General features: G+C 71.9%; 8 protein-coding genes. 1 reads left to right on the top strand and 7 read right to left on the bottom strand.

The genetic code is table 11. The features are described 5' to 3' along the window. Window positions 1-6: 6 nt before the first annotated feature. The 7 genes from FB388_RS37585 to FB388_RS37555 form a co-directional block, all read right to left on the bottom strand. Entirely contained in the window at window positions 7-10,719 is a 10,713-nt protein-coding gene (locus FB388_RS37585; RefSeq protein WP_142107389.1) for a hypothetical protein, read from the bottom strand. Between the two features lie 323 nt (window positions 10,720-11,042). After that, window positions 11,043-12,719, bottom strand: a complete 1,677-nt coding sequence (locus tag FB388_RS37580; RefSeq protein WP_142107388.1) for a hypothetical protein — start codon at window positions 12,717-12,719, stop codon at window positions 11,043-11,045. A 26-nt stretch (window positions 12,720-12,745) separates the two neighbouring features. Continuing rightward, window positions 12,746-13,642, bottom strand: coding sequence for a glycosyltransferase family 2 protein (locus FB388_RS37575; RefSeq protein ID WP_246122795.1), 897 nt, complete (start codon window positions 13,640-13,642; stop codon window positions 12,746-12,748). Continuing rightward, window positions 13,639-14,061 (bottom strand): DUF2304 domain-containing protein, encoded by a 423-nt coding sequence (locus tag FB388_RS37570; RefSeq protein ID WP_211362464.1) that lies wholly within the window; start codon window positions 14,059-14,061, stop codon window positions 13,639-13,641. The genes FB388_RS37575 and FB388_RS37570 overlap by 4 nt, the downstream gene beginning before the upstream one ends. A gap of 6 nt (window positions 14,062-14,067) precedes the next feature. Then, complete coding sequence (locus tag FB388_RS37565) at window positions 14,068-14,766, bottom strand: glycosyltransferase family 2 protein (RefSeq protein WP_246122792.1); 699 nt, start codon at window positions 14,764-14,766, stop codon at window positions 14,068-14,070. A 45-nt stretch (window positions 14,767-14,811) separates the two neighbouring features. Further along, a complete protein-coding gene (locus FB388_RS37560) occupies window positions 14,812-16,101 on the bottom strand; it encodes a lipopolysaccharide biosynthesis protein (protein ID WP_142107386.1) in 1,290 nt (429 codons plus the stop codon). 27 nt (window positions 16,102-16,128) lie between these two features. After that, complete coding sequence (locus FB388_RS37555) at window positions 16,129-16,734, bottom strand: class I SAM-dependent methyltransferase (protein ID WP_142107385.1); 606 nt, start codon at window positions 16,732-16,734, stop codon at window positions 16,129-16,131. A gap of 127 nt (window positions 16,735-16,861) precedes the next feature. Here FB388_RS37555 and FB388_RS37550 point away from each other — a divergent pair, with 127 nt between their 5' ends. Next, window positions 16,862-17,995 carry a serine hydrolase domain-containing protein gene (locus FB388_RS37550; protein WP_142107384.1) on the top strand — a complete coding sequence of 378 codons (1,134 nt, stop codon included), beginning with the start codon at window positions 16,862-16,864 and terminating at the stop codon, window positions 17,993-17,995. Window positions 17,996-18,072 lie beyond the last annotated feature (77 nt).

The following is an 18,072-nucleotide window of genomic DNA, read 5'->3' as shown; positions in this document are numbered from 1 at the left end:
TGAACCTCACTGCTTCGTCCAGGTCGATCCATGCCGCACCAGCACGATCGACTCGCCGAACTGGTCGACGATCGTCACCCGGTCGATCAGCATGCTGCGCGGGACGTTCTCGGTGAGGTGCTCCGCGAACTTGTCGTAGATGTTCGACGTCCCGATGAGCTGACCGTCGGGTCGCGTGCGGATCACCGTACCGTCCTTCAGGATCTCCGTCGTCTGCTTGCGCGACTTCTTGACCCCGACGTCCAGCTTGATGTGGACCCGAGCTTCGGGACTGCCCTCCACGGGGTGCTCCGTGCCCTGCCGGTTCTCCACCTTCTCCACCGCGTGAGTCACACCCTCCGTCAGGTCAGTCGGCCCCTTAACGGCGTTCTGGAGCGCCTTCACCTCGATGCTGGCGAGGACCTTCCCCTCGGGGGTCTGTACCGCGATGTCGAACTCCCTCAGCCGCTTGCCCGTCTTCTCGGAGATCCGCGGCGTGTTCTCCAGGCCGACCTTCACCACCATGCCCGGGTTCTCGGCCACCAACCGTCGAGCGATGCTCAGCTCGGCCGCGGCCTCGGCCAGCTCCTTGAACCCCTTGACGCCGTTGAACTGCAGCCAGTCCTTCATCCCGACGATCTCGCCGGCCGCCTGGGCCCGCATCGCCGCCTCGATCTCGCGGAAGACCGCTCCATCGGCCAACTGATCGATTTTGGAAGCGTCCAGCTTCCCGTCCCGGATCGCCTCCGGCCAGCCAGCCCGGTCCAGGATGTCGGCGACGTGCTGCCGTGTGGGGGCGCCCTGCCGAGGAGCCTGGGCGTCGCCCAGCTCGTTGCGCATCCAGCTCTCGTCCGGGTGCCCGCGGCGGACGAAGGTCTGCCCGGCGTACTCCCAGACGTGGAACCGCGGGTCGCCGCGCAGGCCCGAGGTCAGCTCATCAATGCTGCGGGCGCCGACCTCGGCGCGGAACTTCTCGTCCACGATCCGAGGCGCGCGCTGCGGCAATGCGCGCTGCACGGAGCCGGCGAGATCGCCGAGCTCGTTCAACGGGCGGGGCCGCAGGCTCGCGAGGGGGCCGAGGGCGAGGTGCCCGATGTCCCCCAAGCCGGTACGGGTGGGGCCGACCATCGTGCCCGGGACCAGCGACGGCAGCTCGAGGCGGTTGGGCCGGGTCAGCGGTCCGGTGACCCCGCGCATCGTGGTGGAGAGCTCCTTCGGCACGCGGCGGAACATCGCGGCGAAGGGCAGGATCGCGCCGAGGTCCTGCGCGAGCGTGGAGGCGATCTTCCCCTGGCCGTAGGTGGCGCGGAGCTTGCTCGTGTCGCCCTGGATCGCCGAACCCCACCTGTCAAGGAACCCCTCGGCGTTCTGGACGGCACCGGTGGTGATCGGGAACTTGCTGCTCCAGTCACCCCCGGTGGGCAGGGCGTTCTGGAGGACCCGGGTGTCGCCGGTCATGGCGGCACCCATCGAGCCGACCGCGATCTGGGACCAGGTTCCCAGCTCGGTGAGGCCGTTCTCCACACCCTGCGCCGCCATGCGGGGGATGCCGGTGAAGATGCCCTTGACGTCGTCACGGGCGACGCTGAGGAAGTCCTTCGGGCGGTTCTTCTGGTCCCCGAACGGGTCGTTGATCCAGTCCACGCCCCGGTCGAGGAAGCCCGAGACGTTGTCGCCAACCGCGACGAGCACGCTCTGGCGGTTGTTCCGGTAGACCTCCTCCAACTTCGCCCGCTCGGAGTCGGAGAGGTTCTTCGTCCACGCCTCCCAGTCGTCCGGCAGCTCGTGGCCACGGACGAACCAGTCCTGGAAGCCGTTGGTGTCCGCCTTGCCGTCGCCGTTGAGGTCCTGGCCCGGCTGGAGGCTCTTCGCCCACGCCACGTTGGCGGCCGAGCTCAGGAAGGCGTTCTCCCACGACGCGAAGTTCGGCTTCGCGGCGACGTTGCCCAGATCGACGGAGGATGCGGCGATCCGTGTCTTCTCGTCGCCGGACAGGTTGGCCCAGACCCGGCTCAGCTGGTGGTCCGAACCCTGGTAGTGCTGGTCGAGCCTGGGCAGGGCGGCGGCCGCGGCATGCACGTACGCCATGTCGGGGTAGCCGGACGACGGCAGCCGGACCTCGGTCAGGAAGCTGGAGATCGTGGAGTACTGCCGGTCCCGGATGGCGTTGTAGTTGAGCTGACCGAGCGTGCTCACGCCCCCGAACGTGTCCGCCAGGCCCTGCTCGCGGGCGTTCCTCGGGGCGGTGAGCCGGTTCTGCAGTTCCTGCGACAGGTCGAGCTGCCCGTCGGCGAGCGTCAGATCGACCTTCCAGTTCGTGTTCCCGGATGCCGACACGTAGACCAGATCCAGATCGCGCAGGATCCCGTTGGCCTCGTTGATCACCGGGCGGTGCTGCCGGTCGATGTCCCCGAGCGCGGCCTGCTCCCCCTCCAGCCAGGTCAGCTCGCCCTTGAACCACTCACGCTCGCCGGGCAGCAGGTAGCCGCGCTTGTTGGCGGCGTCCACCCGCTGGTTGTAGGTCTCGGTGCGGTCCTTCAGCGTCACGGGCCGGGTGCCCAGCGCGTGGGACAGCGCGAGCGAGGCGTCGCCGAACTTCTGCTGCCCCTCGAGGATCTTGTCAACTGCCAGCTGTTGCTGCTCCGCCGAAGGCTTGCCCTTGATGTCGACGTCGAGGATGTCGGAGACGACCTCGGGGTTCTCGTGCACCAACCACCGCGCGTTGTCGTTCAACGTCGCGCCCCGGTAGTTGGCGTACTCCATGAGCGAGGACCGCTCGGCCGCCGGCAGCCAGCGCTTCAACAGGCCCGGCGCCGCCTCGTCGATCGCCCCCTTGAGCGGAGCGATCTGACCCCACTCGGCGTCGTCGATCCAGTTGTCCGCGAGGGCATGCGCGACCGCGGACTCGAAGTCGCTCACGGTCGACGACACCGACTCGCCGTACTTCGCGTGGACCTCGGCGATGTCGCTCTTGTCCTCGAGCGAGGCGAAGATCGCTCCGTGCCGCTGCATCTGCGACGGCGCGGGACGGCCCCGCTCGTAGGCGTCCGCCGCCGCCGGGTTCGCCTTCCGCAGCTTCTCCAGCTCGATCTCCGTGAGCGGCCGCAGCTTGTCGCCCTCGGCACGCGGCACGACCGGGGTGCCGTCCGGGTTCTTCACCTCGGCCACGGCGGCCGCGACGTCCTCGGGGAGCTTGTAGTTCGGGTCGTAGGCAGCGACCGCACCGCCTCCCGGGTTCGTCATGACACCCGCCACGTCCCAAGGGCCGTTCCCCCTGACGTCGCCGCCGGTGCCCTCGCCGCAGTAGCCGAGGGAGCTCGACTCGGCGCAGAACCGGCCGCCCGCGGTCCCGTCGTTGTTGCGGTAGCGCAGGCCGGTGACGCGCCCGGTACCCAACGCCTCCTGGATGTCGCCGAACCGGTTGCTGCCGGAGCACTTGTTCTGACCGCCGCCGTCACCGGTCTCGCAGATCGCCCCGCCGCCGTTGCCCTGGGCGTCCGGGTTGAACTGGGTGAACTTGCAGCCCTTGCCCTCGCAGGTCTGCACGCCGCCGTTGGTGGTCATGCGAGTCACGGGGCCGTTGCTGAAGTCGTACAGTTCCACCTCGCCCCAGCCGTTCGGGCGGGTCGGGTCCTCGCCGGGCAGGCCCTCGCCGAGCCGGCAGTTCTTGCACGTGACGAACGGGAGGTAGGTCGCGCTCGGCTCGCCCGGGCGGGTGACCGCGCAGTCGCCGGAGCAGTAGAGCTTGCCGCCCGTGCCGCCGTGGGCCGTCAGCCGCCCGTTGCCCCACACGCCGGCGCGGTCGGCCAGGTTGGTGACCGAGTAGCCGCTCGGCAGCGTGACGGTGAACATCTGGTCCTTGATGTCGAACGAACCCTGACGCCCGTTCGACGGCGTGTAGATCGTCGCCCGCGGCGCGTCGACCGCCTGGGACTGGGCGGAGATCGTGATCCCCTCGGCCGAGGTGAACTGGAAGTGGCCCTTGCCCTCGAACTGGATCTTGCCCGGTCCGCCGGCCGCGTCGCGCCCGGTGATCTCGCTCCACGCCCGGTCGATCGTGATCTTGTCCCCGCCGGGGAGCCCCGGCACCGACGGCCGGTTCCACTCGCACGGGCCGGTGCAGGTCACCTTGAACGGCGATCCGGTACGCGGGTTGCTGAGCCGGGCGGAGCCGCCCGGGTTCGGCACCCGGACGTTGCCGCTGTGCGCACGCGTGGTCGTCCCGGTGTGGCCGTCGGTGATGTACCAGTTGCCACCGGTGGCGCTGGCCTCGCCGTCTCCGTCCGCATCGCGGGCGATGTGGACCGTGTCCCTGCCGTGGGCGACGTCGTTCGCGGACCCGCCCGGCGTGGTCGACATCTGCCCGTCGAACCCGGTGAAGATGTTGTACGAGGCCTTCTCGCCGGTCGTCGTCTCGGCGGTGCACGCGATCCAGCAGACCTTCTGGACGACCTTGCCGTCCTGGCCCATCGCGCTGACGGTGCAGAGGCCGAAGAAGCCGAGGCACTTTCCGTCGACGGACCGGACCGGCTCGCCCATCTCCCCGATCGGGACGCTCTCGGGAACCAGGTTGCCGTTCTCGTCGTAGAAGTATCCCGGCGGCGGGGCGTACGGGGTGAACACGCTGTCGCCCGGCGTTTGGCAGCTGGAGTAGGAGCCGTAGCACTGGCCGCCCCCGTAGCCGGGCTCGGCGATCGCGATGACGCCACAGCCACCGCCCGAGGAACCGCCGCCGACGCAGCGCGGCCGACCCCAGGAGTCCCAGGTCCCCCCGGCCTGCGGGTCGTCGAAGTGCCCCGCCGCGTAGGCCTCTGCCTCGTAGTGGGTGCTGCAGTTCGGCGCGCCGGCGCAGGTCGCCTCGGCGTACGCGTGACCGTCCTCGGCGAGGACCTTCGCCGAGACCACCACGCCGCCGCTGCCGAACCCGCCGGTGCCCGAGCCGTGCGCCCGCGCCTTCGCCCACGATCCGGACGGGTGCGAGGTGGACTTCGACGCCGTCGCCTCGTAGCGGTACGAGCAGCCGGCGTTGGCGCTGCCCTGGCACTCGGCCATCGCGACTGCGAGGTCGGCGTTGGTCTCAGCGGTGGCGCTGGTGGCGCACCACCCGCCACCCGCACCACCGGAAGCGCCGCAGGTGGCGTCCGCCGACGCGATCATGCCGCCGGTCGCGCTGGACGCCGTGCTGCTGGCGGAGAAGCTGTAGCTGCAGGTCGATCCCGCGGACGCCTGGCAGTTCGCGGAGACCTGGGTGCTGCCATCGGTGGCACCCACCCGCGAGGTTCCGGCGCACTGGCCGTCCACGCCCGCGGTGCAGTCGGTGCGCGACTGCGCGCTGTGCCGCCCGTTCGACCCGGTGAACAGCGCGTCGCCGTCGGTGTGGGTCACGCAGCCGGTTCCGGCGCAGCTCGCCATGACCTCGGCGACACCGGTGGTGACGTAACCGCTCGTGACGGCCTGGCAGGCACCGGCCGTCCCGCACGTAGCGGTGGACGTGGCGTGCACGCCCGCGGCGCCGGTCGCGTGCGACTGCGACGACGCCCGCGTGGCGCATCCGGTCGCGCTGCCGTCGGCGCAGGTGACCCCGACCGAGGCGCTCGTCGCGGCGTCCGGCCCGGACACGGCGACCGTCGAACCGGCGCTGATCTGCGCTTCACAGGCGGTTGCGCCGGAGCAGCCCGTGTCGCCGCTCGCACTGCTGCGGGACTGCTGCCCGCCGAGCTCGGCGACGGCGTGTGCGGTTCCGGTCAAGGCGGCGGTGCAGCCGGCCTCGGGGCACGCGACCCGGGAAGTCGTCTGCGCGGCACCGGGGGAGGCCGTGGCGTCACTGCCGACTGCGCACCCGGAGCCCGCAGCGGTGCAGGTCGCGGTCGTGGTCGAAGCGCCTGCAGTCCCGGTGGTGCTGCCCGTGGTCGCCGCGGTGCAGCCCGCACCCGCGCACTGCGCGCCGGCGGACGACTCGCTCGTGACTGCCGGGGCGCCGGTCACCGGCATCGCGGCCAGCTCGGCAGCCTCCGACGCGGTCACCCGCGCCTGCTCCGCCCCTGCCGCCGCGTCCGCGGCGGCCTTCTTCTGCTCTGCTGTGGCATCCGCCCGGCCCGCAACCCGTGCGGCCAGTGCGGCGTAGTACTCCGCCTGCGCGGCCTGCTCGGCCAGCTGCACGGCGGTGGAGATCCGGTCTTCCGCGATCATGTCGGCCACGACCTGGCCCGACGCCGCGGTGGCGCTCGTCTGCGCCCGGCAGCCGCTCACGCCCGTGGCGCAGCTGCTGCTGGTACTGGAGCCGCCGGCCGGTGGGCCACGCGCCCCGACGACTCCGTTGCCGGTGGTCGGGCCGTCGCTGCCGGCCGCCGAGCTGCGCGCCACCCCGGTGCACCCGTTGGCGCTGCCGGAGCAGTCGAGCGTGGCGTTCGCCATGGTCCAGCTGGACGCGCCCGGCACGGTGGGCGCGCCGGAGTTCGCCGACGAGCCGGGCGCGGTGGGCACCGGCGCCGCCGGCTGCTCCTGCTGCGGCTGGCTGCCCTGCGGGGCGTCACCCGTCGTACCGGAGGTCACGGTCGCGTTGGCGGTGGAGCGCTCGGCCACGAGCGGAGCGATGACGTTCGCCGACGGGTCGGACGAGGCAGCGGAGTTGGTGACGGCCTGGCACACGCCGCCGGTCACGCCCTCGCAGGAGCCCTCGCCGTGCGAACCGCGCGCCGCGAGCGACACCAGCGGGTCGGTGGCGTTCGCCGCGCTCGAGACCGAGCCGGTGCAGGCGAGCTCACCCGCGCAGGTCATCGCCGCACCGGCAGCCGAGGCCGCGGACGGACCGGCCGGCAGGCGGGCCGCGTTCACCGGCTGTGGGCCACCGGCCAGAGCCAGCGCGGCACCCGGACCGCTGGAGGCGGTCGAGACCGACTGGACGTCGCAGCCGCCGGTCGCACCCGTGCAGGACGCGGTGCCGTCGGACGTGCGCGTCAACGCGCCGTCCCACGCGGAGGTGCTGGTGCGCACCGACCCCGTGCACGACGTTCCGGGCGCGCAGGCCAGGGAAGCGTTCGCGGTGGCGGTCGACGACGGACCGGTCGCCGGCTGGCCGGGCAGCGGCAGCCCGGTGTTCGGGTCGGTGGCGACGAAGTCGTTCGCGCTCGACGCCGCCGAGCTGGCCGTGCCGGCGCACCCGCCGCCCGTCACCGCGCACTCGGTGGACGCGGAGGTGCCGCGGGCGTCGGGCGTGACCGCGGTGTCGCGGGCGCTCGTTGCCGAGGTCGCCGTGCCACCGCACTCGGTTGCGGCGCCCGCGCACTCGACCGAGGCGGTCGCGTTCGACACGCTGACCGGACCGGACACCGGAACCACGCCGGCCACGATCTCGCCGGGGGTCGGCTCACGGTCGGACACGAGCGTGTCCACCGCCGTCGAGCAGGTACCGCCGGCACCGCGCGCCGAGCAGGACGAGGTGCCCGTGCTGTCGCGCACACCGATCACGTCGCCGGAGGCGGCGCCGGTCGTCGTGCTGTTGCCCGTGCCCGAGCACTCCTGGGTCGCGCAGGCGACGCCGGATCCGGCGGCGCTGGTGGCGTACAGCTCCCGGGCGGCGTTGCCCACGGAGCGGGACTCCGCGGCGACGTCCCCGACCTCGGAGGCGGACTGCGCAGAGCACCCGCCGGCCGAAGCCGTGCAGGACGACGTTCCGGTGGTCTCCCGCACCGGCGCCGCCGCGCCGGCAACTGCCGGGCTGCCGGTGGTCTTGCCGCTCGTCGTCCCCGTGGCGTTCCCGGTGCACGCCGCGTCGCAGTCGACGCTGCCGCCGGCCGTGCTCGACGCCGACAGGTCGCCGTCCTCGCCGTCGGCCTTCGAGTCGCTGCGGGCCGAGCAGGAGCCGCCGTCCACGGAGCAGTCCGCGGTCGCGGCGGTGGTCGACTGGCGGGAGCTGGTCGCGGCCACGACCGAGGCATCGGTACGCGTGCCGGCGGAACCGGTGCACCCGGTGTCGCACCCGGTCTCGGCGTCGGCGACGACGTCGCCGTCCTCGCTCACCTCGACCCGGCTGGAGGTGCCGCAGCCGGTGGCCGACTCGCACTGCGCCGAGCTGCTGCCGGCGACGTGCGTCTCGGTGGGCTCGTCGGCGGAGGCGAGGCGCACGGTGTCCCGACCGTCACCCGGCTCCGCACCGCCACGCCCCGAGCCGTTCGACTCGCTGCGGCAGGTCCCGCTCCCGGACTCGCATTCGGCGCTCGCGCCCTCGCGGTCGGCCTTGCTGGACTGCCCGCAGTCCCGGGCAGCGCCGTCGCACCGCGCGGAGGACCGCGTCTCGGTGCCGTCGGCGCCGCGGCTGGACGCGCTGCTCCCGCAGCCGGTGTCGTCGCACGACGCCTCGGCCTTCGAGCCACCCGACTCGGAGGACGCACCGCAGTTCGACACCCCGGACAGGCAGAGCTTCCGCTCGGAGTCGCGCTCACCGTCGGCGGACTCGCTCGCCGACCCGCAGGCCACGAACGCGCCGTCCCCGTCACATCCGGCGGCAGCACCCTCGCCGTCGAGGTCGTCCTCGGACACCGTCCGCACCTCGCGGTCGGTGGCGTCCATCAACTCGTCGGTGGCGTCGTAGACGTCGTCGCGCCGCTTCTCGTAGTCGGCGACGTTCTTCTCGTGCGTCGCGCGGTCGACCGCGCCGGAGGCGACCTGCTGCTCCTCGGCGTCCAGCTCCGACTCGCGCTTGCTCAGCTCGTTGTGCCCGTCGACGACCTCGTCGACCAGCTCGACGCGATCCGGCGACAGCTCGTCCCGGTTCTCGGCGGCCTTGCGCTCGCGCTCCGCGTGCTCGGCGGCCTTCTTGTCGTAGTCGGCCTGGGACGTCTCGCCCGAGGCGACCTTCGACTTCTCCTGCTCGAGCTCTTCCTTGCTGTTGTCGACCTCGATCCGGTCCTCGAGCACCCGCTCGGTCAGCTCCGGAGAGTCGTCGTAGTCCTTGTCGTCATCGCGGTCGTCCCGGTCCTCGTCCTCGTCGGACTCGCGGGACTCGTCCTCGTCGCTCTCGTCGGAGCTGAGGAGGGAGACGATCTCGGCAGGCGGGCCGCGGGGGTCAGCGGGGTCCCCGGCGCGCAGCCGCGCCTGCTGGGTGTCCTGGTCGTCGACCGCGGCGAGCTCGTCCGCAGCTTCCGTGAACAGGTGCTCCCGCTGTGCCTCCTCGGCATCGGAGCGCGCGTCGTCGGAGTCGGAGTCGGACACCTCCTCGAGCGCAGCCCGCACATCCGCGTCCGCGAGGACGTCGTCGACCAGGTCCGTGACCTTCGCGGCGAGCACGTCGACGGACTCGGAGCCCTCCTCGGCGTCCGAACGCTCGTCGGTCTCCGATGCCTGGTCGCCACTGTCGCCCTGCACCTCGCGGACCTGCGTCGACGTTGCGTCGCGGTCGCCGGTCCCATCGGCGTCGCCGTCCTCGTCGTCGCCGCCCTGAGTCAGCCCCTCGACCAGGTCCCGGACGTCCTCCGTGGCCTCATCGCCGATGCCCTCGGCGAGGTCGGTGGCCGATTCGGCCAGGTCAGCGGTGTCGAGCTCGCTGCTCTCGAGGTCGGAACCCTCGGAGTCGGCGCTCTCGGAGTCGTCCTCGTCACGGGATTCCCGGGTGTCCGAGGAAGGCTGCTCCGCGGAGATCTTGTCATAACTTTCGCGAGCCTCGTCGCGCGCTGCTGCGGCCGAGACGTCGTCGCCCTCTTGGGCGTCGCCGTCGACCTCGCTGCCGGAGTCGGCCGACTTCCCGTCCGACTCGTCCGAGGCGTCGGACTTCGGAGCGCGCTCGTCATCGGCTGCGTCATCCTGGTCCGCCGCGGCGTCGCTCTGCGCGTGCTGCGAGTCGGAGAGCTCGGCGGCCTCGGAGTCCTTCTTGTCCGAGTCGTCGCCGGCCCGCTGCGCGTCCTCGCCGGCACCGTCGTCCTCGGCGGCCGCAGGCTTCTCCTCGTCGGACTGCTCGCCCCGCGACTCGCTCGTTCCCGCGTTCTCGCCGTCCGAGTCGCGCTTCTCCGATTCGGACGAGCTGTCGTCGGACTTCTTCTCGCCGGCCTCGTTCTTCTCCGACTCGTTCTCGTCGGAGTCCTTCTTGGCGGACTCCTCCTTGTCGGAGTCGCTCTTGTCCGACTCGTTCTCGCCGGACTCCTTCTTGGCCGACCCCTCCTTGTCGGAGTCGCTCTTGTCGGAGTCGCTCTTGTCGGAGTCGCTCTTGTCGGAGTCGCTCTTGTCGGAGTCGCTCTTGTCGGAGTCGCTCTTGTCCGAGTCGCTCTTGTCCGAGTCGCTCTTGTCCGAGTCGCTCTTGTCCGAGTCGCTCTTGTCCGAGTCGCTCTTGTCCGAGTCGCTCGACGACTTCTCGTGCGAGTCGGAGTCGGAACCGGAGTCCGAGCTGTCGCCGCTGTCGGAGTTTCCGCTGTCGGAATCCCCGCCGTCCGAGTCGCCCTCGCCATCGCCTGAGGCCGAAAGCAGCAGCAACGAAGAACCGGAAGTGCGACCTCCCGCGGCCCGATCCTTGCCACCCTTCACGGCCCCGTACACAACGGTCTGAACCGGAACCGCGGCAGCGGTAGATGCGGTGCAGGAGAGGAAGACGCCTCCGAGCCACAGCACCCCGATGCCGAACGCGACACCGAGGATCGTGCGCAGCACCAGGAGGAGGCGCTCGACCGGTGAGGTCCGCAGCCGCACGACGCACGCGCCAGGACGCACGACGAGGCCGGTGGCCTCATCGTTGCGAACCGGGCGCGCGAACATGACAGGTTGCTCCTCGAGAAGGTGACCGGCGGCAGGTGCCGCCTGGGAACACAGGAAGAAGGTGTGCGGAAAGCACGGATTGACCGGGTCGCGCCTGAGGCAAGCGACCAGAGCTGGACGGGTGACAACACTCGCATCCAGCAGCTCTGCCGTACCGATTCCATCCGACGCGCAACGTCAGCGTCTAATGGATCCGGCTGGCAATCCCGATCCGAAGATCAGGACCGGTTGAACCTATCAGACTGATCCACTCGAACCAAACCGGTTTGATGTGACCGCCGTCACAGCTACCGTTTGCCCGTCGAGCAGGTCCGGGGAGCGCGTCAGCCCGCCGACGGAACGAGCACATCCCCGCACGACGCCCGGGGCGACCGACGCGCGTTCTCGTCGTCCACCACCGCCGCGGATGCGCGAATTCGGAGCGCCTCGAGATCTCCGGGCCCGAGGGCGTCGCGTCTCACCCAGTCGGTGACACCCGCCGGACTCGTCGCGATCTTGTCATAACTCGCGGTCATTCGCGGGTCGGCGGCGAGCCCGGTCAGCCGTGCCCAGTCGGGATTGAGCGTGAGAAAGGTCGGGCGCACGTCGCGGAGGAGATGGGTACGCAGTCCGGCAATGTCGCCGGTCGCCCAGAATTCGGCGACCCGGCGGTCCGCGAGACCGACGATGTCGACCAGGCGCAGATTGCTGACGAGTGCAGCCCCGCCGATATCGGGCGCGGCGAGCACGGGATCGGTGACGCGGACGAGGTCCGCGTAGGAATTGATCGTCCGGCCCGTGTTCTGCGCAACGAGGCACAGCGGAGCGGTCGGCGCGGCGCGGAATGCCCGGACACCGTCGAGGAATGCCAACCCGGAAATGGCGGCCGCGCCGACTGCGAGCACTGCCACCACGATGCGGCCGCGGGCGGCGAAATGGGGTGCGACCAGCGTGGCGGCAACCACCGCGGCAAGTGCGCCCAGCGGCCACACCGGGGTGGCGAACCGGAGCTGGCCCATCCAGTCCGGAGCCAGCACACCGAAGGCCGCGACGGCCAGCGCGAGGGGCACGAGCAGGACCACCAAGGCCCGGCGCCGGACGCCGTTGCGGGCCAGCGCCGCCCCGACGGCGGCGACGGCGAGCAGCGCGGCGGGCCAGCCGACGTAGGTCACGAGCTCGCCGGGCCGGGTGGCGGCGGCGAGGCCGGGAAGTCCCTGAGACTTGGCGATCGCCGTGTTCGGCAGGTACTCCCCGAACACCGCCAGCCGCCACGCCAGGTACGCCCCCGCCGGCACCGCGAAGACGAGCAGGCTCAACGCGGCGGCCCGCACGGCGCGGCCCAGATCGGCCCGCCGCAGCAGCAGGAGCGCCGCGAGCGGGAAGGCTGCCGCGTACACGAGGCCGTCCGGGCGGGTGAGCGCGGCCAGCACGGCGAGGAGCCCGCACCACACGGCCGTGGCGGGTTCGAGCAGGCGGCCCGCCACGACGGCGCGGACCAGCACCGCCGCGATCCCAGCAGCGGCGAGTGCCAGCAGCGCGTTCTCCAGTCCGGACATCGTCCAGATCACGAAGGACGGCACGGCCGCCGTCACCAGGCCGGCGCCGACCGTGACCAGAGCGGGCCGGCGGGTCATCGCGATGGCCACGGCGTAGCAGCAGGCGAACACACCGGCGACGAGCACCAGCGCCAGAAACTTCGGGAAGGCCACGTAGTCGGGCACCCCGAACCAGGTGCCGCGGTCGAACAGCCCGACCCAGCGGCCGAGCACCATGAGGCCGAGCCAGGCCGGGTTCGAGAAGCCCTCCACCGGTTCGGCCCCCGGCTGCAGGACGGGGCCCGCACCGGTCGCGATCGACCGGGCGTAGGCGAAGGTGATCGCGGCGTCGTCGACGATCCACCGGCCGTAGAGCAGGGCGTGGACACCGAAGGCGGCCGTCGGCACCCCTACGGCCACGGCCGCCCGCAGCCACCACGCGGCAGCTTCGAGCTCACCGGGGTCGGCGTCGACGCCCCTGGCCACGACCAGTGGCCCTCGGTGGGCCACCGCTACGCGCCGAACGCGTGGCGGGCCAGGGTGCGGACGCCGCCGAGCCCACCGTGTCGTGCCGCGGCAGGCAGCCGGGTGAGGGCGTTGATCCGCGACGACAGGTGCCGGCGGGCCGCGCGGGCCGCGCGCGGCCATCCGCGCACAGCCATGCGGTCGGCCGTCTCGAGGAAGAAGGCGCGCTCCTCGGCGAAACGCCTGCCGTCGGCGGCGTGCGCGGAGGACACGGACGCGTCGTGCCGCCGGTACTGGAAGCAGGTGGTGGGCTCGACGAGCAGCGACTCGCCGTCGAGCACGAGGTCGAGCACGAGTGCGAGGTCCTGCACCACCTCGACGCCCTCGCGGAACCCGGTCCGCCGCAACGGCTCCGAGCGCCAGCAGATCGACGGGAAGTACAGCCAGTTGCCCCGCAGCAGGCTCACGGCGAGCTCCTGCCCGGAGAGGACGGTGTGCTCGGTGACCCGGGGGGCGTAGACCCAGCGCTTGCCCAGGTCCACCAGCGAGCGCGCCGGCGCACCGTCGGCGTCGACCACCTCGACGCCGGGCTGGATGATCGCGGCGTCCGGGTGTGCCGCGTGCGCGCGTCGCACCGTGCCGACGTAGTCGGCGAGCATGAGGTCGTCGTTGCCGATGATCACCGCGAGCTCGTGCTCGACCCGGTCGACGCACTGCTGGAAGTTGCGGTTGATGCCCAGGTTCCGCGGGTTGAGCCGGTAGCGCACCCGCTCGTCGCCGAGGCCTGCGCACCACTCGGCGAGCGCGTCGTCGGCCGACTCCCCGGTGTCGTCGAGGATCGTGAGCCGCCAGTTCGGATCGTCCTGGGCGAGCACGCTGCGGATGGTGGCCTGCACGAGGTCGAGCCGCCCGTAGTGGGGCAGCATGACGTCCACGGTGGTCACCGCAGGTTGTCCTCGCTCACCACGGGCGCGCGTTCGCCGTCGCCGGTCGCGATGCTGACCACCTGGGCGGAGTGCAGACCCCGCTCCCTGTTGATCAGCTCCGCCTCCCGGATGGCCACGGTGCGGGCCAGCTCCGTGTAGCGGCGGTCGACCACCCGGAACCGCTGGTACATGCTGAACATGCCGGCCATGAACGCCACGACCAGCGCGTACAGCACGAGATCGGTGCCGCGGCCGACGCCGAGCATGCGGGCGATCGCGGTGAGGTCGTCGGGCCGCATCACGGCGTAGACGTTCGCGAGCGCGAAGAGCACGAGAGCGATCCGCTTGCTCGCCTGCACGTAGATCGCGTGGGAGCTGCGGACGAAGACGTACATGATCGTCAGGACCGCGAGCACGAGGAGGAACTGGATTAGCACGGCCGATCACCCCCGGTTGCGGACGGACAGGTCGAAGAGGATGTTGACCCCGTTCAGCAGCGACTGGCCCTTGCTGCGGGAGTACTCGGTGTAGCGGATCGACACGGGGATCTCCCGCACGCGCCACTTCGAGCGCCCCAGGTACGAGACGATCTCCGAGGCGTGCGCCATGCCGTTCATGGTGATCTGCAGCTGGTCCGCGACCGGGCGGGTGAGCACACGCAGGCCGTTGTGCGCGTCGGTGAGACGCAGCTTGCGCCCCGCCGGGCTGAGCAGCACCGCGACCCTCAGCACGATCCGCTTGATCAGCGGCACCGAGTCGGCGTGGTCGGCGAACCTCGTGCCGAGCACGACGTCGGCCGCCCCGGACCGGGCGACGTCGACCATCGCGGAAGCGTCCTCGAGCCGGTGCTGGCCGTCGGCGTCGTAGGTGACGAAGTACTGGGCACCCGGCTGCACGCGGGCGTAGGTCAGGCCGGTCTGCAGGGCCGCGCCCTGGCCGAGGTTCACCGGGTGCCGCACGAGGTGGGCACCGGTGCGCAGCACGGCCTCGGCCGATCCGTCGCCGCTGCCGTCGTCGACGCACACGACGTTGGGGAAGACCGTCAGGACCTGCCGGACGACCGATTCCAGCACCGGCGCCTCGTTGAAGACCGGGATCACGACCCAGACGTCCTCGTTGCGCCTGCCGTCGACGGTGGTCACACCGGTCTCCTCCGGGTCGTTTTCTCCAGGCATGGCCGCGTCAACCTACCGGCGTCCCGTGGCGGGCGATGCACCCACGCCCGCGGCCGGCAGGCGCAGTGCCCGCAGCACTCCGACCAGCAGCACGGCGAGCACCACGAGGGGGCCGACGAGCTGGGCCACGAGGGCGGCGCTGATCGGCTCCGGTCCCACCACCAGTACCACGAGGAACACGACGGATCCGGCCATCCACCCGATCGTGACCGTACGTTGACGGGCGAGCGCCAACAGCGTGGGCTGCACGACGAGCGCCAGCATCATCACCAGCGTTGCCGCGCCGAGCAGGGCGAGCGTGCCGACCGATGGGCGGTACGCGGTGTTGAACAGCTGCTCGGCGGCCCACGGGCCGAGCCACACGCACCCGGCCACCCCGACCACGCCCAGACCGGCCACCAGCCCGAGCACCTGCCACAGGCGGCTGGTCAGCTCGTCGTGACGGCCCATCGCCGCGGCCCGCGTGACCTGCGGCAGCAGCACCGCCTGCACCGGCGCGAACAGGAACAGCGGCACGCGGGCGAGCACGAACGTCGACCCGAAGACCGCGGCGGCCACGAGGTCGTCCGGCAACCGGTAGGTGACGACGACCGGGGCCAGGTTGGCCACCAGCTGGCTGAGCGCGATCGCCCCGACGAGCCACAGCAGCGAGCGCCCCATCCCGGGCGGGCTGGTCGTGACGTCCGTCGCGGGCAGCTTCACGGCCGGCCACACGCTCAGGGCGGCCACCGCCGAGCCGACGGCGAACGCGAAGCCGTAGCCCGCGGGCTCGTCCAGCGCGAACGCCAGCAGGGCGAGGCACGGCAGCAACCGGACAGCGCCCTCGACGTACAGGGTGCGCGCGTACGCGGTGAAGCGCTGCTGCCCCCCGAGCAGGCCACGGGTCCAGTACACGGCACCGGACCCGGCGATCGCGACGAGCAGCGCGACGAACAGGCCGGGGCGCCATTCGAGGACCCGACCCAGAACGAGCGGCCACGCCACGAGCACGACCGCGACCAGCGCGGCGAACGACCACAGCGCGAGCACCGCCGCCCGCCTCGCGACCGGGCGCAGCGGCTCACCGCGCGCCGCGGCGGAGCTGACCGCGCGGCTCGTCTCCTGCTCGAGCGCGGCGAAGACCCCCGGCCCGATGATGTTGACGAGCATGTACAGCGAGATGAGGGCGCTCAGCGCGCCCGCGTCGGCCGGGCCGTGGAACACGTGGCCGACCACGGCGACGAACGCGTAGCCCGCCGCACCGAGCACCCCGAGCCCCGCGGCGAGGTGTGCCGCGGTGCCGAGCCGGCGGGCGGGTGTCACGTGGTCACGGTAGTGGGCCGGGTTCCGTCAGATCCGGGCGAGGGTGACGAACTCGTTGTACGGGAAGACCCGGCCCGCGAGGCGGGGGAACGGGAACGAGTACTGCCGGGCCACCGTCAAACCCACGGTCTCGCACAGGGCCGCGACCTCGGCGAACCCGCAGAACCGCACGTGCGTGGCGTCGGTGGTGTACCCCTTCTCCTGCGGGGTGATCAGCACGACCTTGCCGCCCTTGCGCACGAACGGCAGGTAGGTGCGCAGCAGGCCGACGGCGTCCTCCTCGGACATGTGCTCGACGACGTGCGCGGCCAGCAGGCTGTCGAACGAACCCTCGGTGGCGTGCGCGCTGGTGAAGAACTCGTCCGAGGTGTAGGCGACCAGCCCGCGCTCCCTCGCCACCGAGACCGAGGCGGCGTTGTGGTCGACGCCCACCCCCTCGCCGCCGAGGTGGGCCAGGTTGCGCCCGAGACCGCAGCCCACGTCGAGGGTGCGGCCGAGCTGGAGCCGGCGGATGTTCCAGCGGTACGGCGCCTGCACGTCGAGCCACCGCTTCCACCGCGCCTGCTCCAGGTTCTTCAGGCGTTCGGCGTAGTCGGGGGCGTCGGTGCGCGGTCGACCGTCTGGCGCTGTCACCGGTCCAGTGTGCCGCCCACCGCCTCACCCGTCCGCGACCACCCCCGCATGGAGCATTGACCGATATGCGACAGCAGTTGGCCAAGCATCGCCATCCGGACACCAGTGAGACCGCGACACTCGGAGCATGACGCTCTCACCTGCTCGAACCGCCCAGGAGGCCATCCAACGCAGGCTCGACGACCTGGTCGATTCCGGGGTCGAGCTCGGTGCACAGGTGGCCGCGTACGTCGGGGACGAGCTCGTGGTCCACGCGTGGGCGGGGGTGGCCGACCCCGCCACCGGACGGCCCGTCGACGGGAACACGCTGTTCCCGGTCTTCTCGGTCAGCAAGGGCATCCTCACCACCGCGGTGCACCGGCTGGTGGAGCGCGACGTGCTGCGTTACGACACCGGGATCGCCGAGCTGTGGCCCGAGTTCGGAACCCGCGGCAAGGAGGCGGTCACGGTCGCCCACGTGCTCGAACACAGCGCGGGGATCCCCTACTTCCCCACCGGCCTGACCCCTGACGACCTCGCCGACTACGACCGGGTCGTGTCCCTGGTCGCCGACCTCGAGCCGGCATGGGATCCGGGCACCATGACCGGCTACCACAGCCTCACGTTCGGCTACCTCGTGGCGGAGGTGGTCCGGCGGGCCACCGGGCGAACGGTGGACGAAGTCGTCCGGACCGAGGTCGCCGAGCCGCTGGGGATCGAGGACCAGCTGTTCATCGTGCCCCCCACGGAGCAGGCCCACCGGCTCGCCGACATCGACGCGACCGACTTCGTCGCGCTCCAGGCGCAGCTCCCCAGCGGGAACGCGTTCCAGAAAGTGGTCGGCGGGATCCGGGTCGACTCGATCGTGCCGAGGCGGGTCGCGCCGGCCGGCCGGAGCTGGGCCATGGACGCGTTCCTCCCGTTCGGTGCGACGATGACGGCACGCGCGGGCGCCGCGCTGTACGGCGCGCTGGCAAGCGGGGGCGGGCGGCTGCTCTCGCCGGAGCGGGTCGCGCTCGCCACCCGCATCCGCCGCCGCGACACCGACCAGATCATCGGCGCCCCGGCCCTCAAGTCACTGGGCTACCTGCACGCCGACCCGGTCTCCGGCGGGATCGAGAGCGCGTTCGGGTTCGGCGGCCTCGGCGGGGCGGAGGCCTACGCCGACCCGGAGCGGCGGCTCGGCTTCGCCTTCACCCACAACCGCCTCACCCCACCGACGGCCGAGGAGAGCGCGCCGGGGCTGGCGGCGTTGCTGAGGGAGAACCTCGGCGTGGCCTGAGGGGTTCGGCCTCCTCGAGCGCCGCCAGCCACGGCGCGCAACGACAGGCCCGCCACAACCGGATCTCGCGCAGCCGC

Source organism: Pseudonocardia cypriaca, from assembly GCF_006717045.1.
Classification (GTDB): domain Bacteria; phylum Actinomycetota; class Actinomycetes; order Mycobacteriales; family Pseudonocardiaceae; genus Pseudonocardia; species Pseudonocardia cypriaca.
Note: the sequence above shows the minus strand (reverse complement) of the source record. Positions and strands in the feature narration are given on the sequence as shown.

Excerpts from the sequence above, each read along its gene's own strand:
- FB388_RS37585 (WP_142107389.1), bottom strand. The coding sequence starts at position 10,719 with ATGTTCGCGCGCCCGGTTCGCAACGATGAGGCCACCGGCCTCGTCGTG.
- FB388_RS37550 (WP_142107384.1), top strand. The coding sequence starts at position 16,862 with ATGACGCTCTCACCTGCTCGAACCGCCCAGGAGGCCATCCAACGCAGG.